Genomic DNA, 14,719 nt, shown 5'->3' with positions numbered 1-14,719 from the left:
GCTCCATGCTGAGGACGGCTGCGGCCACGGGTGAGGGACCGCCGGTCCCGCCCTGACCGGAGAGCGGCCCCAGGAAGGGTGGCGGCCCTGGGAGGCCGAACGGCCCTTCCGCCGCTCCCATCGGCCCGGATTTCCTGTGACCATGCCCGATACCCTCATCAGGTCCGAGCCCCGCCACACCGAACGTGCCGTCGGGGGGACCACCGTCGTGGAGCTGCGCGGTGAGATCGACATCCTCACGGCACTGCCCCTGGGGGCGCGCCTCGACGACCTGACGGCGGCCGTCCACCCCGATCTCGTGCTGGACCTTCGCGCCGTGTCCTTCATCGACTGCGCCGGACTTCGGCTGCTGTGCCGGGCGTATAACCGGGTCATGGAACGGCACGGCCGGCTGCGCCTCGTCACGGACAGCGCCCGATTCCTGCGAGTACTGAGCGGCGCGGGGCTGGATGGCGTCTTCCAAAGGTACGACCGCCTGCCCGAAGATCTCGCTGCCATGCCCGCCCGGTGCCCCTCCGCCGCGGGCCGGCCGACGAGCCCCTAGGCGATCACGGCCGTGACCGCGCGGGCGTCAACGGTCTGGAACCGGGGCGTCTGGGTCGACGTGGTCCAGGACCGCGGCCACTGCGGCGGGACGGTCAGTCAGCGTCTCACACCTACTCCGGTGTAGGTCGCGAACTGGCCGGACCCTCCGGGCCGTACCCAAGGCGGGGTGTGCTAAGAGCGTGAGAGCACCGCGGCGGCACGGTGAGGAGCCGATGTCCCCTTCGTCGGGCCGGTCAGGGCACGGCCGACCAAGGCCTGGGCAGTGATCCGACGTGTCAACGGGACCGTGCGCGGTCTGGGCCGAACAGCCCGCCGTTCTCTCCGACTTGCCCCCGGCCGGCCCTCCACTTCAGCCTGTTCGGCCCATCTCGCGGCCCTGCTCGGGCTGTCACCTTCGTGTCGGTGACAACGAGGAGGTGCGGAATGATACGCAAGGGCAAGCCCGCGAACAGGAAGCGCAGGCGAACACGGCCGCTGCTGTGGCGGTGGCGGAACAACCCGATCCGTCGACGCGACGACGTCCTCGAGGCATGGCTCCTGCTGGCCCTGGGGACCCTGATCGCAGTAGGTGGCACGCTCGCGGGCGTCGTGACTGCCCATGCCGCGGACCAGGTCTTCGCCCAGCAGCGGGCCGAGCGGACCCCTGCCCGCGCCGTGCTCCTCACCGATGTCCCGCGCATGGCGACCTTGGGAGTGGGCAGGGACCTGGCCTCGGCAGAGGTTCGCTGGACGACCTCGGACGGTTCCGCGCACAAGGGCATGACGCTGGTGTCCACCGGGAAGAAAGCCGGCTCCACGGTCAGGATCTGGATCGATGGTCAGGGGATGCTGAGCACTCGGCCGCCGACCCCCGCCCATGCGGCCGTCGAGGCGGGGCTCCTCGGAGCCTGGGCCGCCCTCGCCCTGAGCGGCGTGGTGTTCGCCACCGGCAGCGCCGGGCGGTGGTGGCTCGACCGTCGGCGCATTGGGCAGTGGGAAAGGGAGTGGACCCTGGTCGGGCCGCAATGGGGGCACAAGACCACTTGAAATCTTCAGGCTCCGCCCCGGACTCGCCGGCCTGTCTGCCGCGTCTGTCTCAAGACGGGCGGCCGCGTGCCAGCCTCCGTGCTCGTTGCGGCGTCGGCGGTAGTGGGCTCGGTCGCGGGGATCGTCTGGCGGTGGTTTCAGCACGGAGCCGCGCGCGAGGCTTGAGGATGTCGAGCCAGACTTTGAGCCCGACCACTCCAAGGGTGAGTGTCAGGGTCAGGGTGTTGGTCACCACGATGGCGACATCTCGCTTCTGGAGCCCGTAGGCCATCCAGAGAGCGATGCCGGTGCCGAAGACTGCGAGGTAGAGCCAGGAGAAATCCGCAGTCGAGCGTGTGCGCCACGATTTGAACAGCTGGGGCAGCCAGCAGCATGTGGTCAGGGCACCGGCGATGAGTCCGAGAATGATCACGTTGTCCTTTCTGGTGGTGGCCGCTGAGCCGATAAGCGATCCGCGACCAGTCCGCGGCCGGCGGGCACAGCGGTGGACTACCGGGTTCCGGCCACGCGGGTGCGCAGCCAGTCCCGGAAGCCCGGCCCCTTGTCGTGGTCCTCGAGGAGGAATTCGACAGCGGCGCGCACCATGCCTGCGGGGTTTCCGATGTCGTGGCGCCTGCCGGTATGCAGGACGGCGTGCACTGGGTGACCTTGGTCAATGAGGTCGCTTATGGCGTCGGTGAGGTCGATCTCCCCTCGGGCGCCGGGGCGGGCGCGCTTGAGGGGTTCGAACACCGTCCGGTCGAGCAGGTAGCGTCCGGCGCAGGCGAAGGTGGAGGGAGCGTCCTGAGGATCGGGCTTCTCCACCATGGCGTGCACCCGTTTCACCCCGGGGTCCTCGGTCTCGGCCACGTCGAAGACGCCATAGGCCGCCAGTTGGTCTTTTGGTGCTGCGAAAGTGCACAGGACGGTTCCGCCGTAGCGCTGACGGACCGCTGCCATTCGCGTCAGGATGCCGGTGGGGAGCACGATGTCGTCGGGGAGGAGCACAGCGACCGCCTCGTCCTGCCCGGTGAGATGCGGCTCGGCGCAGGCGACGGCGTGGCCCAACCCCAGCGGTTCGAGCTGCGGAGCGGTCTCGATCCTGAGCAGGTTCGAAGCGCGCTGGACTATGGCCGACATCTCGGCCTTGCCCCGGGACTCGAGCATCCGCTCCAACTCGTGGTCGCGCTGGAAGTGGCGGGCGATGGCATCCTTTCCCGGAGCTGTGACAATGATCAGCCGTTCGGCGCCGGCGTGAGCCGCCTCGGCGGCCACCAGCTCGATGCCAGGGGTGTCCAGGATCGGCAGCAGTTCCTTGGGAACGGACTTGGTGGCGGGCAGGAAGCGGGTTCCCAGTCCAGCCGCGGGAACGATAGCGGTGTGGAACTCTTGGTTCGGGCTCATGCTCCGCTTCCCTTCCATGAGTCAGCGTCTGCATCGCCGGCCGGACGCCGCTGCCCCAGGGGGAGCACATCCACGGACGCGGTCTGGCGAATGTGGTCCAGGGCAACAGCGACTGCGAGGGACTGCTCCAGCGGCACCAGGTGGGCCGGTTCGCCGGCCGCGGCCGACGAAACCTCAGCGACCATGAGCTGATATGAATCGACGGCAGGGTAGACGTGGGACGCGGTCATGCCGGAGGAGTTCACTTGTAGATCCACTGGTTGGGCGCCGGCAGTGAAGGCGTCGTCACGTGCCCGGATCCACCCCTCGGTCCCCCGGATCTCGAGGTGCTGCCGCTCCTGGTTTGTGAAGGCGGCGCTGACCTGAGCCACGCCGTCGCGGAACGCGAGGACGATGTCGGCGCGCGCGTCGGCCTGGCCTGGCCGGTGAGCGGACAATGCGGCACGGCTCACGTGGGGCTGCTGCCAGGAGAAGGCGCCGAGTGCGGCGCTGATGGCGTAGCAACCTACGTCGAACAGGGCTCCGCCGCCCAGGGACGGGTTCCAGCGGTAGTTGTCCTTGGCGGGCACGGCACCGTGGAATTCGGCGATCACCTCGCGCACTTCGCCGATCATCCCCTTGGCCAGGAACTGCTCCATGTCTCTGGTTCTGGGATGCCAGCGATTCCACGCCGCCTCAACGAGCAGCCGCCCGTGCCGAGCGGCGGTCGCCGCCATTTCGTCGGTCTCCTCGGCGGTCAGTCCGAGGGGTTTCTCGCACAGAACGTGCTTGCCCGCGGCCAGTGCGCGCAGCGCCCAGTGTCGGTGTGCGCTGTTGTGCAGGCATATGTAGACCACGTGGACGCTGGGGTCCTCGACAACGCCGGCGTAGTCCCGGTAGACGACCTTCGGGCCCAGAGCGGAGGCCCTGTCCGGACTGTGGCAGGCAACGGCGTACAGGGCCGATCCTTCGGCGCGGTGCACCGCTGGGGCGAGGCTGGTGCGGGCGATGGAACCTGCTCCTATGAAGCCCCAGTTGATCATGGTGCACTGCCTGGGTCCGGGGGCGTCGTCGTGAGACTGGCAGGGAGGGGGTCGGCCGACGGGGACGCCGTCGTGGAGGCAGCGTCTATGAGGTCGAGGACGAGGCTGCTCCATCCGAAAGAGACGGCTCCGTGTCCTTTCCCGTCATAGGGCCCGTAGCATTCCCGCATGCCGGCTGCTGCTGCAGCCGTGATCGTCCGGGTCGCGAGGACGTGCGCGGCTTCGCATGCGCCGCGGTCACGCAGGGCCCAGTAGAGGTACCAGTTCAGGTTGACCCAACTGGATCCCCGGAAGATCGCTTCGGTGGCGAAGACGGGGTCGAAGGCGGGTTCGTTGGCGGCAACACTCGGCAGTGGGTAGGGAAGCCAGAACTCTTCTGTGTTTGTCAGGTGTTCGTCGATGACCTGGCGGGCGACAGCGTCAGGCACGTGCTCGATGATGATGGGGAACAGGGAGCTGATGGTAACGGTGTGCTCGCGGCGGGCAGCGAGGAGGTCCACATCGTGGAAGCAGCCCTTCTCCGGATTCCAGCACTCTCTCATCAGCGCGGCCGAGATCTGTTCGGCCCGTTCGGCGAAACGCCTGCCGCCACCGCAGGCAGGGAGCCCTGCACGCGAGAGCAGGCGGGCCAGCCGCGTCAGGCCGTCGGCGTAGATGGAGTTGAACAAGACGTCGGCCCAGTGAAACTTCCGGTGTCGGCGCAGATCGCTGTCCGGCCTGCGGCCTGGGCGGTAGGCGGCGAGAAGTTCCCTCATTCGGGAGTGCCACGCCTCCGCCACATCCGGTCCGGTCTCGGCGGTGAGGCCGAGGGCCGCGTCGTACTTGGGGCTCATGTCCAGCCCGGACTCGTCCGGATGGTAGATCGCCAGCAGTCCGGTGCTGGTGCGGCGGTTCGTGTGCAGCCAGTCGTAGAAACGGCAGACCGCCGGGAGTACCGCCTGCAGCCACCGTTCGTCCCCTTCGGCCGCGTGAATCCGCTCGACCGCTCTGGCCAGCACAGGAGGAGCCAGGGAGACGGATTTCCAGCCTTCCCAGACCGCCATCCGGAAGTCTTGGGACGCGCGAGCCCGCAGGTCGTCCTGCCACAGAAGCATGTGCGGCAGGAATCCGTCGGCATCCATGCCGCGCAGCAGCGAGTCGATTTCGGACCGTGCACGGGGGATGTCTGTCCGGGTGAGGGCGATCGCATGAAAGCAGCTGTCCCATGCCCACTGGAACGGATAACTGCTCGGGGAAGGGCAGGTGAAGTCGTACTCGAAGCCGTCCTTGGTTCCGGTACGCCGATTGTTCGCCAGCGTCTTGAGTGCGCGTTCGGTGGCGACGGCGTCCTCGCTCCGTAATCGCGGCATTCTTGATTGCCTTCCTTCAGGGTCGTCTCACATGTTGTGCCGATGGCCTGGACAGGCAAGGCGGGTCAGGAGGCTCCTTGGGCGACTGCCCAGGCATCGGAGACCATGGCATGCAGATCCCGCTTCGCCGTCCATCCGAGTTCTCGGAAGATCTTCTCGGAGGACGCCACGAGAACGGCCGGATCACCGTCCCGCCGGGAGCACTGCCTGACAGGTATGGGATGCCCCGTGATTTCCCGGCACACCTGGATCACCTCCGCCACTGAATGCCCGGAGCCGCTACCGAGGTTGTAGATCCGGTGTCGGCCCGGTTCGCACGCGTCCAGCGCGAGCAAGTGGGCCGCCGCGAGGTCGGATACGTGGATGTAGTCACGGATACAGGTACCGTCCGGGGTGGGATAGTCGGTCCCGAAGAGCGACACTTCGCTGCCGTGCCCCATGGCGACGGCCAGGACGCTGGCGATGAGATGCGTCTCGGGCTCGTGCCGTTCACCGAGCCCGTCATGGGCGCCGGCCACGTTGAAGTAGCGCAGGCTTACCGCGCCGAAACCGTGGAGTTCCGCGCAGGAGGCCAGGGAGGTGTCGATGGCCAACTTCGTGGCCCCGTAGGGGCTGACGGGCCTGGTCGGGTCCGACTCTCGGATCGGTGTGCTTTCCGGGTTGCCATAGGTCGCCGCTGTGGAGGAGAAGACGATCCGGCGTACGCCGGACTGTCGCATCGCGTCGAGCAGCGCGAGTGACTCGCCCAGGTTTTGGTCCCAGTAGTAGCCGGGCTTCGCTACCGACTCGCCGGTCACCGACTTTGCCGCGAAGTGCAGTACAGCGTCGAAGGATCCGTCGGCGAGCACCGTGGCCGCGCCCTTCCGCAGTGTGGCCACTACCAGTTCGCTCCCGGCCGGCACTGCATCGGCGTGCCCGGTGGAAAGGTCGTCGAGGACCACTACCGAATGCCCGGCCTGAACAAGGTGTGCCGCAACGACGCTGCCCACGTAGCCGGCGCCGCCGGTAACCAGTAACTTCATGCAAGCCCCTGCCTCGTTGTCAGACGCCGTGTCGGTGGTTCTTCGGACCACCGGGCGTCGTCGTACAGCTTCAGGTGACGTTCTGTGAACTGTTCTGCAGTGAACAGAGCAGACCTGCGGCGGGCCGCGGCGGCGCGGCCCTTGCAGGTGTCCGCGTCCAGCAGTTCTTCCAGCCGATCGGCGAGTTGCACCGGGTCGTCAGGGTTGAAGTAGACGGCCGCGTCGTCGGCCGCCTCGCGGTGCGGAGGGATGTCCGAGAGAACCATCGGCAGGCCGTGCTGCAGCGCTTCGAGCACAGACATGGGCAGCCCCTCGTTTCGGCTGGCCGACGCGAAGGCGTCGCTGGTACGCAGCAGGGCCCCGACGACGCTGCTCTGCCACAGCCCTCCGTACCACTCGAGGTGCGAGTTGACGCCCAGTTCAACAGCGGTTGTGAAGACCTCGGCGATCGCAGGACCGTCACCGATGATCCGCAGCCGGATGTCGTGCCCGCGCTCCCTGGCCAGGGCGAAGCCTCTGAGTAACCCCACGTAGTTCTTGTGGGGGTTCACGGTGGCCAGTGCCACCAGGGTGAATCCCTTGTCGGGTTCGATGTGGACACGGCCGACCGACGGCGCGGGGACCGCGTTCTCGATGACTGTGACGAGTTCCGCCGGCAGGCGCACTTCCTTCAGGCAGAACTCCTGAACGGCCTCGGAAACGGCCACAACTCCGCGGCTTCGGCGGGTGATGGAGCGGTCCACGAGGTTCGTCATCCGGTTACGGACCGGAGTGTAGTCGCTGTGATAGGTGACGAAGACACCGGGATGCCCGCGCAGGGCCCACCGTACGGCGGGGTGGATCTTCCCGTCCGCCAGATGGAGGTGTGCGATCCGCGCCTGGGTGAGCTCCCGAAGGCGTTTGAGCCGGGTGGTCCAGGAGCCGCTCAGAACGTGAACCGCCACTTGTGGGGTCAGTTCGGTGATCATAGCTCTCAGGCCGAGGGGGTCGAGTATGACGACATGCACTCGCCTTCCCCGGGCGGAAAGCGCATTGGCCAGCAGAAGCACGACCCGCTCGAGGCCCCCTACGGTGAACCGGCGCACGATGAGGCAGATCTCGGCTTCGTCCACGGAAGTCCCTCCTGGGCCGCAGCCGGTATGACGGCCCGGCCATCGTATCGGGATGGTTGTATATACAGTCAAGGCTTCGATACCGTCTGTCTGTTGGACTCACCTCTGGGGCGCCAGCACCTCCGTCTTCACCGCTGCGCGACCGAGGCGATGAGCCAGGGTCTCCTGCTGGCCCGCGACGGCATCCTGGGGCATGGCCGCGGGGGTGTCCGCGCAAGTGACCATGGATGTCTTCATCGATCCTCCTGACCCGTAGCCCACGAAAGCCTCGACGACCCCCTCCTCATCGCGCAGGTCGACCGTTCTGGTGAACACCGGCCGTACGTCGACGAGCCCGCTGGCCACGAGCCCGACGGCCAGTTCGAGCACACGAGCCGACCGCGACATGGGGAATGCGCCCACGTCGAAGGGGGTGGCACGCAGTTTGAGCCCCTTGGCCAGGATCATCCAGGTGCTGATCCGCTGCGGCAGGGAACTGGCTCCGTACACCACATAGGTGCCACCGGGACGCAGCATGCCCATGGCCAGTTCCCGGACGTCGGGTCCCTCTGCGCGGTTGATGTGCGGGAGGGCGTCGAAGACGTAGTCCACGACCTGTCCTCGGCTGTCACCGATGAGCTGGGCGATCTCGTCGGCCTGCCCGACGGGGTCGAAGCCGCGGCTGGCTCCCCAATTCAGCGCCGTGCGCAGCCGGTTTTCGTTGTGGTCGAGCACAATCACTTCGGTGCCCAGGTGGCGACGGAGAACCTGAACCGCAAGCACCGAGCTCGGGCCGCATCCGAGCACCGCGCAGGTGTCCCCAGGCTGCGGGGGGTTTACCAGGAGGGATCGCAGAACCGAGGTGAGCGGCTCCAGGGCCGTAGCCAGTCCGGACGGCAGGTCCGGGGGGACCACCACGGCGGCCGCTTGATCGGCATCGGTGAAGCCGCGCTCCGTGAACCACGTGCTCTCGCGCCCCGAGCCGCCAGGTAACAGCGGGCGCAAGGCGCGATATTCGGCCATTCCACCGAAGTCGGTCTGCCCCCAGTAGCAGAGCCGGTCGCCCGGCCGCAGAACGTCTGTCAGGCGTCCGCCGACGTCGACGACCCTGCCCACGTATTCGTGGCCCGGTATTAGGGGCCACGTGTTGGATGAGAGATGTCCCCGAAAGTAGGAGACGTCTGTTGAGCAGATCGACACTGCCTCTGTGCGGAGCATCACCTCGTCCGGTCGGCAATCGGGATCCGCAACGGATCCCAGTCGCAGCTGTCCCGGCTGACTCATTGTGTAGGCGTACATCTGAACCTGACTCCCTTGGGGCGATGGCGGCCCGCAAGGCGGGCTGCGCCAGTGGAACACGGGATCAAAGGGCCGATGGGCCGGGCGATCTGAATCGAGTGCGCCGGCACGTCGATTGCGCGGTGTGCGGGGGTGGCCTCGCGGGTGGTGCCATGTCAGGCGAAACGGTTTCGGCGAGGGGCTACTTCGGTAACAGTCGTGCGGGTGGGGGCAGAGCCGCCGGCCCGCGGACAAGTCGTATTGAGGCGGCTGTCAAGCAGGGGATGGTGTGGCTGGCTGAGTAGCTGTATAGACTACACGTTGTGAATCACGTCCACCCGGATTTCGCGCCCCGCTACTACACGATCGAGCAGTCGCTGCGGGCTCGGATCGCTGGTCTTCAGCCGCATGACGCCTTGCCCTCGGAGTCGGAGCTCGCCAAGGAGTTCGGGGTCAGTCGTATGACCGCGCGAGCGGCCGTCATGCGACTGGTCGCCGACGGCCTTGTCTATCGCGAGTCCGGACGAGGTACCTTCGTGGCCACACCGCCTACCCGCCGCCGTGCCGACAGTCTGGTCAGGTTCAGTCAGGAGATGCGGGCGCAGGGCAAGCATCCCTCCTCCAGGGTCATCACCAGCCAAAGGCGCGCGGCCAGGGGCGTGGAGCTCGCCAGGCTCAGGCTCGGCCAGGGGTGTGAGGTGGTGGCCATCACGCGAGTGCGGCTGGCCGACGGGGTGCCCATCGCTCTCGAACGCTCCGTTTTTCCGATCACCGTCGTTGACCTGTGTGACCGTGACCTGGTCAACGAGTCGCTCCATGAGGCGCTGAGCGAGCTGGGCTATGTGCCGACCATCGGCCATGCCTCGCTGTCTGCCAGCAATGCCAGCAATCTGGAGGCCGAATTGCTCGGGCTCGATCCGGGGGTGGCACTGCTGGTCGAGGTGCGTCTGATCCTTGACCAGCACGGGGATCCGCTTGAGTTCACGGAGTCGAGATACGTCGGCGATCGATACGCGCTCGACGTGACTTTCGATGTCCAGCACGGCGACGGGTCGGCGCCGTCCTGAAGCCGGCCAGAAGGGAAACAGCCCATGCGTGTATCGTCTGCGTCCGCGGCCGGCTCCGTCCGCAAGCCCAACGAGGACTTCCTCGCTGTCAGTCCGTGCGTCGCGCTCGTCCTGGACGGGCTGACCTCGCCGCCCGAGTTGGGATCGGGCTGCATTCATGGCACTCCCTGGTTCGTCAGTGAGCTGGGCACTCATCTGTTGCGCGAGGCAACGTGCCGACCGGAGGTTCCGCTGGCCGACTGTGTGGCTGAGGCCATCGTCCGGGTCGCCGACCTCCACCGCGCTACGTGCGACTTAACCCATCTCGGCACGCCTTCGTGTTCCGTGGCTCTGGTGCGTGAAGGGACTCACACCGTCGATCACCTGTCCATCTTCGACTCGGTGATCCTTCTCGACGGGCCCGGCGGCCTGAAGGTCTTCTCCGACCTTCGCGTGGACGGCTACGCCCAGCAGGAGCACAAGGAGACCACCCGGTACCGGATCGGAACCCGCGAACACCAGCAGGCCGTCAGCCGACTCGTCGCGGCCCAGCGCCCCCACCGCAACGTCGAGACCGGCTACTGGGTCGCTGCGGCGAACCCTGCTGCGGCGTACAACGCCTTGACGGGCTCGGTGCCGCGTTCGGAGGTCACCCGCGGAGCCATCATGAGCGACGGGGCGTCCTGCCTTGTCGAGGACTACGAGCTCACCGGCTGGCCCGACTTGCTCGATCTGCTGGAGACTGAAGGCCCTGATGAGGCCATCTCACGTGTCCGGCAGGCGGAGAGGACCGATCCGAGCGGCGAGCGCTGGCCCCGCTATAAGGCAAGCGACGACTCGACCGCCGTTTTCTGCCTGCTCGACGGCTCTGAATCCGCCGGCTACTGACCGGTCGGCGGCCGCGTCCGGTACGGCACTGGGCTGTCGTGGCCGCGCAAGAGCAGGGGGCCGCTCAACCCGGGTGGCCGGTCGGTCGTCAGTCCCCAGGACGGTGAGCGTTTGGTGCCCGTGCATTTCCCTGAACCCTCTGGGGTCCTTGGATGACGACGGCGCCGACGAGCGCGGAGACGGTGTGCCGGGGGACGTTCAGCCGGTCTGCCCGGGCGGATCGGTAACGGGTGTCGTCGACGAGGGTCTCACCGGCGTCGAAGACGGCTGCAGGGATCAAGGCGAAGCCCCTAACGGTCGTCGTCCGAGGCAGTGAAGAGGGCGGTGGTGAAGGGGTTGTGGAATTTGCCTCGGGGATCATAGGTGTGGCGCAGGCGGGAGAAGTCCCACCAGTGGTCGTACAGGGTGCGGATCTTGCGGGGTGACGCCATGAAGATCTTTGCCCAGTGCGGACGCGCTGCGAGTGGGGCGAGGACGTCCTCCACGTGGGGCAGGACGGCTCGGACCGCTTCCTCCTCGGGGCGCCAGGTGAAGTGAATGGCGGTGCTGTTCCTGCCGTGGGTCGGGCTGAGCCAGGCGGTGTCGGCGGCGACGGTCCTGATCTCTGAGGTCTGAAGGACAGGTGCCAGCAGCGGACGCAGTTCTTTGAGCTGGTGAAGTGCCTTGGTCGTCAGGTCGGCCGGAACGAAGTATTCCGTCTGCAGTTCGTTGCCGGTGGCCGGTTCGGTGCCGGCGCGGAAGTGCGGGAGACGTTCGTGCCAGGGACCGGGGCGCCCGAGCTGATCGGTGCAGTTGGCCGCGCACATTCCGGCGACCGGGTGCCGGGGACCGTCTGCTTTGACGGCATTCAGCCAGGCCAGATCCGGGAGCTCGTCGTCGGTGCGGCGCTTGACCCATATCTGTGCGCAGTCCGTCCAGTTGGTGAAGATACTGACGCTGTATGCGCTGGAGAGGATCTCGCCCGCTGATGCGATGAGGTCGGTCCAGGGCAGTTCCTCGTACACGTACTGTTCGATGTCGTACGCAGGCCGAACCGCCAGGTCCAGGTAGGTCATGACGCCGAGAGCGCCGAGCGAAACGACAGCGCCGTCGAAGTCTTCGTCTCCTGCTGCCAGCTCCATGCGCGTGCCGTCGGCGGTGACGAGGGCGAGGGCTTGGACCGCGCCGGCCAGCGAGGCGTGGGAGGTGCCAGAACCGTGCGTGGCCGTGGCGCATGCACCCGCGACGGATATGTGCGGCAGGGACGGGAGATTGTGCAGGGCGAGGCCGCGCCGGTGCAGGCGCTCGCACAGGTCTCCCAGCAGCCAGTTGGCGCTGACCCGGACCCGCATGCGTGGACTGTCGATCTCCAGCTCGCGCGGCATTCGGTCAAGAGAGACGAGAGTCCCTGCGGTGTCGGCGATTCGGTTGAACGAATGGCCGCTGCCGAGCACCCGGGCGTGCCCGCTCGTGGCGACGAGGCCCTGAAGCTCAGTGATCGACGTGGGCTGCTCGAAGGCATGGGCGCAGTAACGGATGTTACCGGCCCAGTTCGTCAGCGGCCTGGTCATGGCGCTCCTTTCCGGACGTGTCCGAAGGCTGATGGCGTCGTGTCCGACCGCCGACATGTTCATCCTCGTTGAGCTGGCCCAGGGGCCTGTTCCTCGTCTCAGGCACCCGAAGTCGCACGTAGAGCAGGAAGCCTGTGCTGAGCGCGGCGAAGAACAGCAGGGTTGTTCCCACGCGGTCCGGTGTTCCGGGACTTCCGACGACGATGGGGAAAAGCAGGGTGACCATGAGGTTCGCAGCCCAGTTGAGGCCGGTCGCGGTCGCGGCAGTTCTTGCTCTGCCTTCCTCGGGGAGCACTTCGGCGACCAGCAGCCAGGCGACAGGGCCTGCCGAAAACGCGTAGCAGGCCATGAATGCCAGCAAGGCCGCAACGGTGATCGCACCTGTGAGTGCGAAGGGTGGCGTGAGGAGTCCGACACCGGCGGTCACCAGGGCGAGGATGATGCCGGCCAGACCAACGCTCAATAGCGAGCGGCGCCCATGACGCTGTATCAGGTGGAGCGCCACTACGGACGCCAGTACATTGACCAGGCCGACGGAGAGGGTGGCGATCTGCGCTCCGATCCAGCCACCGACGCCCGCGATGCCGAAGACGGGGGTCGAGTAGTACACCACGGCTCCGACGCCGACCAGCGCGTTCATGAGCGCGGCGGCCATGGCGATGGCCGCGGGGCGGGACGCCCAGGGAAGGGTTGCTGATCCCTTGCGCCGGCGTGGGTTCGAGATGGTGTGGCGACGAGAAGCCGGATTCAATGAAGCCACCGACGGGTGCAGCCTTGGGCCGGGGCGTTCGCGGATCGCGAGGATCGCCGAAATCTGCCCGAGTGCGGGCAGTGCGTTGCAGACGAACATCAGCCTCCAGTGATCCCCGACACTCAGGGCGGCACCCGCGCCCAGTGACAGCAGGTTCCCTGCCGCGACTGCGAGTTGATAGCTCGTAACCAATGTTCCGCGCAGGTGTGCTGGGCCGAGTTCTGCGAGGAACATCGGGGTGACCGACGACGTGATGCCCACCGCTGCACCCAGCAGGAATCGCGCGGTGACGAGCGTGACGACGTTCATCGCGCCGGCCGCGAGCAGCGTGCCGAACAGCGCGAGGAGTCCGGCCGCGCCAAGTACGGAACGTCGGCCGAATCGGTCTGCGGTGCGGCCGGCGGCAACACAGCCGGCCAGCGCCCCGGCCGTGAGGGCGCTGACGACCACGCCCTCCGCAACTGCTGACAGGGCGAAGCGCTGCCGCAGGGGTTCGACCGCGTTGTTGCTGACGGCGATTGAGTAACCGAACATACTTCCCGCAGCGCAGCCCGCGAACAGGAGCCGCCCACCGTGTCCCTGTTCACGGGCACTGTCCGGCACTTCGTGGTGGGGCTCGGCCATCAGACGGTGAGGGTCACTTTCACGGCATCGCCGCCCAGCGCCTCAAGAGCTGAGCCGATGTCATCGAACGAGAACGAACGGGTGATCAGGCGCTCGAACGGGATACTGCCGTTGCGGGCGAGGAGGGCCATCCCCTCCGTGTACGAACGCGGTGGGTTGAAGCTGACCCCCAGCAGACGCACGCTGCGCTGGCAGATGTCACGTGCCGGATCGACGGTGATACTGGAACCGGTAGGCACGATGTTGCCGACCTCGATGACGGTGCCCAGTCTGCGTACCATCGCCAGGGCCTCGCTCAGTGCGGCCGGGCTGTTGGTCGCGTCGATCACCAGGTCGGCCCCGCGTCCGCCCGTCATGTCGTGGACGGCTCTCCTGCGCTCGTCCACTCCGAGTTCACCGATGTCCATGACCCGGTCGATGCCGAGCTCACGTGCCACCTCCAGACGGCCGGGGCGCGACCCCGAAACCACGACGGTCCCCACTCCCACCTGGCGCAGCGCCAAACTCGTCAGCAGCCCGATGGCGCCGGCGCCCAGGACCACGGCCGTGGCATCGGGGGTGAGCACTTCGTCCCACGCCCCTGGCGCAGTCCTTGCGAGGTCGACGCAGCGCACGGCCACCGCGAGTGGATCGAGCAGTGAGGCCACAGCGGGTGACAGCGACTGCGGCACCCGCCACAGGTACGTTCCCGGCCGGACCGCCAGATGCCGGCCGAAGCCCCCTGTCAGTGACAAGGACTCGTCGGTTGCGCACGGCGTGAGCCCGATCGCTTCCGGGGGAACCCCGTAGACGAAGGGTTCGGAGCAGGTAGTCGCGCCGGGACCGAACCGTCGGCACGACCAGCACGTCAGACACGGCACCCACGGGAACAGCGCCACCGTGTCACCCTCGCGCAGAGGCTGGTCCTCGGCGTCCGTGTGCGGATGCCCCGGGCCGAACGCCACGATGCGGCCAACGATTTCGTGCCCCAGGATCATCGCAGCTGTCGGGTCCTGGCCGACCAGGTGGACATCAGTTCCGCAGATTCCGTTGGCGGTGACTTCGAGGAGCAGGCCCTGCTCGGGAGGCTCCGGCAGCGGCAGAGTGCGGCGTTCGAACCGGTTCTTGCCCACCCACACGTTCGCGCTGGTCACTTCCATGGAG

General features: G+C 67.3%; 14 protein-coding genes. 4 read left to right on the top strand and 10 right to left on the bottom strand.

What is annotated here, in order from left to right:
• The first annotated feature begins 142 nt into the window (after window positions 1–142).
• Window positions 143–544 (top strand): STAS domain-containing protein, encoded by a 402-nt coding sequence (locus tag AAW14_RS25930; RefSeq protein WP_265566342.1) that lies wholly within the window; start codon window positions 143–145, stop codon window positions 542–544.
• Window positions 545–969: 425 nt separating this feature from the next.
• Window positions 970–1,572: a hypothetical protein gene (locus tag AAW14_RS25925; RefSeq protein WP_265566341.1), complete on the top strand. Its 603-nt coding sequence runs from the start codon at window positions 970–972 to the stop codon at window positions 1,570–1,572.
• Between the two features lie 49 nt (window positions 1,573–1,621).
• On the opposite strand, the gene AAW14_RS25920 is transcribed toward AAW14_RS25925, so the two are convergent.
• The 7 genes from AAW14_RS25920 to AAW14_RS25890 all read right to left on the bottom strand — a co-directional run bounded on the left by AAW14_RS25920 (window position 1,622) and on the right by AAW14_RS25890 (window position 8,738).
• Window positions 1,622–1,984, bottom strand: coding sequence for a SemiSWEET family sugar transporter (locus AAW14_RS25920; protein ID WP_265566340.1), 363 nt, complete (start codon window positions 1,982–1,984; stop codon window positions 1,622–1,624).
• A 77-nt stretch (window positions 1,985–2,061) separates the two neighbouring features.
• The gene (locus AAW14_RS25915; protein WP_265566339.1) at window positions 2,062–2,955 is read right to left on the bottom strand and encodes a UTP--glucose-1-phosphate uridylyltransferase; all 894 of its coding nucleotides are present in this window, start codon (window positions 2,953–2,955) and stop codon (window positions 2,062–2,064) included.
• On the bottom strand, window positions 2,952–3,977 hold the full coding sequence (locus AAW14_RS25910; protein ID WP_265566338.1) for a Gfo/Idh/MocA family protein: 1,026 nt from the start codon (window positions 3,975–3,977) through the stop codon (window positions 2,952–2,954). The genes AAW14_RS25915 and AAW14_RS25910 overlap by 4 nt, the downstream gene beginning before the upstream one ends.
• Window positions 3,974–5,326, bottom strand: a complete 1,353-nt coding sequence (locus AAW14_RS25905; RefSeq protein ID WP_265566337.1) for an amylo-alpha-1,6-glucosidase — start codon at window positions 5,324–5,326, stop codon at window positions 3,974–3,976. The genes AAW14_RS25910 and AAW14_RS25905 overlap by 4 nt, the downstream gene beginning before the upstream one ends.
• A 65-nt stretch (window positions 5,327–5,391) precedes the next feature.
• Window positions 5,392–6,348, bottom strand: a complete 957-nt coding sequence (gene galE, locus AAW14_RS25900) for a UDP-glucose 4-epimerase GalE (RefSeq protein ID WP_265566336.1) — start codon at window positions 6,346–6,348, stop codon at window positions 5,392–5,394.
• A complete protein-coding gene (locus AAW14_RS25895) occupies window positions 6,345–7,460 on the bottom strand; it encodes a glycosyltransferase family 4 protein (protein ID WP_265566335.1) in 1,116 nt (371 codons plus the stop codon). The genes galE and AAW14_RS25895 overlap by 4 nt, the downstream gene beginning before the upstream one ends.
• Before the next feature lie 99 nt (window positions 7,461–7,559).
• Window positions 7,560–8,738 (bottom strand): zinc-dependent alcohol dehydrogenase, encoded by a 1,179-nt coding sequence (locus tag AAW14_RS25890; RefSeq protein WP_265566334.1) that lies wholly within the window; start codon window positions 8,736–8,738, stop codon window positions 7,560–7,562.
• A 302-nt stretch (window positions 8,739–9,040) separates the two neighbouring features.
• Here AAW14_RS25890 and AAW14_RS25885 point away from each other — a divergent pair, with 302 nt between their 5' ends.
• The gene (locus AAW14_RS25885; protein WP_265566333.1) at window positions 9,041–9,784 is read left to right on the top strand and encodes a GntR family transcriptional regulator; all 744 of its coding nucleotides are present in this window, start codon (window positions 9,041–9,043) and stop codon (window positions 9,782–9,784) included.
• A gap of 24 nt (window positions 9,785–9,808) precedes the next feature.
• A complete protein-coding gene (locus AAW14_RS25880) occupies window positions 9,809–10,651 on the top strand; it encodes a hypothetical protein (protein WP_265566332.1) in 843 nt (280 codons plus the stop codon).
• A gap of 290 nt (window positions 10,652–10,941) precedes the next feature.
• On the opposite strand, the gene AAW14_RS25870 is transcribed toward AAW14_RS25880, so the two are convergent.
• Genes AAW14_RS25870 through AAW14_RS25860 form a run of 3 tightly spaced genes read right to left on the bottom strand, consistent with a single transcriptional unit; the run spans window position 10,942 to window position 14,715 of the window.
• Window positions 10,942–12,201 (bottom strand): D-arabinono-1,4-lactone oxidase, encoded by a 1,260-nt coding sequence (locus AAW14_RS25870; protein ID WP_265566331.1) that lies wholly within the window; start codon window positions 12,199–12,201, stop codon window positions 10,942–10,944.
• On the bottom strand, window positions 12,170–13,576 hold the full coding sequence (locus AAW14_RS25865; RefSeq protein ID WP_265566330.1) for an MFS transporter: 1,407 nt from the start codon (window positions 13,574–13,576) through the stop codon (window positions 12,170–12,172). The genes AAW14_RS25870 and AAW14_RS25865 overlap by 32 nt, the downstream gene beginning before the upstream one ends.
• Window positions 13,576–14,715 carry a zinc-dependent alcohol dehydrogenase gene (locus tag AAW14_RS25860; RefSeq protein WP_265566329.1) on the bottom strand — a complete coding sequence of 380 codons (1,140 nt, stop codon included), beginning with the start codon at window positions 14,713–14,715 and terminating at the stop codon, window positions 13,576–13,578. The genes AAW14_RS25865 and AAW14_RS25860 overlap by 1 nt, the downstream gene beginning before the upstream one ends.
• Window positions 14,716–14,719: the final 4 nt, after the last annotated feature.

It is taken from the genome of Streptomyces hygroscopicus, from assembly GCF_026168105.1.
Lineage (GTDB): Bacteria > Actinomycetota > Actinomycetes > Streptomycetales > Streptomycetaceae > Streptomyces > Streptomyces hygroscopicus_D.
This window is presented reverse-complemented; position numbering and strand designations above follow the sequence as displayed.

Excerpts from the sequence above, each read along its gene's own strand:
- AAW14_RS25930 (WP_265566342.1), top strand. The coding sequence starts at position 143 with ATGCCCGATACCCTCATCAGGTCCGAGCCCCGCCACACCGAACGTGCC.
- AAW14_RS25925 (WP_265566341.1), top strand. The coding sequence starts at position 970 with ATGATACGCAAGGGCAAGCCCGCGAACAGGAAGCGCAGGCGAACACGG.
- AAW14_RS25915 (WP_265566339.1), bottom strand. The coding sequence starts at position 2,955 with ATGAGCCCGAACCAAGAGTTCCACACCGCTATCGTTCCCGCGGCTGGA.
- AAW14_RS25910 (WP_265566338.1), bottom strand. The coding sequence starts at position 3,977 with ATGATCAACTGGGGCTTCATAGGAGCAGGTTCCATCGCCCGCACCAGC.
- AAW14_RS25905 (WP_265566337.1), bottom strand. The coding sequence starts at position 5,326 with ATGCCGCGATTACGGAGCGAGGACGCCGTCGCCACCGAACGCGCACTC.
- galE (WP_265566336.1), bottom strand. The coding sequence starts at position 6,348 with ATGAAGTTACTGGTTACCGGCGGCGCCGGCTACGTGGGCAGCGTCGTT.
- AAW14_RS25890 (WP_265566334.1), bottom strand. The coding sequence starts at position 8,738 with ATGTACGCCTACACAATGAGTCAGCCGGGACAGCTGCGACTGGGATCC.
- AAW14_RS25880 (WP_265566332.1), top strand. The coding sequence starts at position 9,809 with ATGCGTGTATCGTCTGCGTCCGCGGCCGGCTCCGTCCGCAAGCCCAAC.
- AAW14_RS25870 (WP_265566331.1), bottom strand. The coding sequence starts at position 12,201 with ATGACCAGGCCGCTGACGAACTGGGCCGGTAACATCCGTTACTGCGCC.
- AAW14_RS25865 (WP_265566330.1), bottom strand. The coding sequence starts at position 13,576 with ATGGCCGAGCCCCACCACGAAGTGCCGGACAGTGCCCGTGAACAGGGA.
- AAW14_RS25860 (WP_265566329.1), bottom strand. The coding sequence starts at position 14,715 with ATGGAAGTGACCAGCGCGAACGTGTGGGTGGGCAAGAACCGGTTCGAA.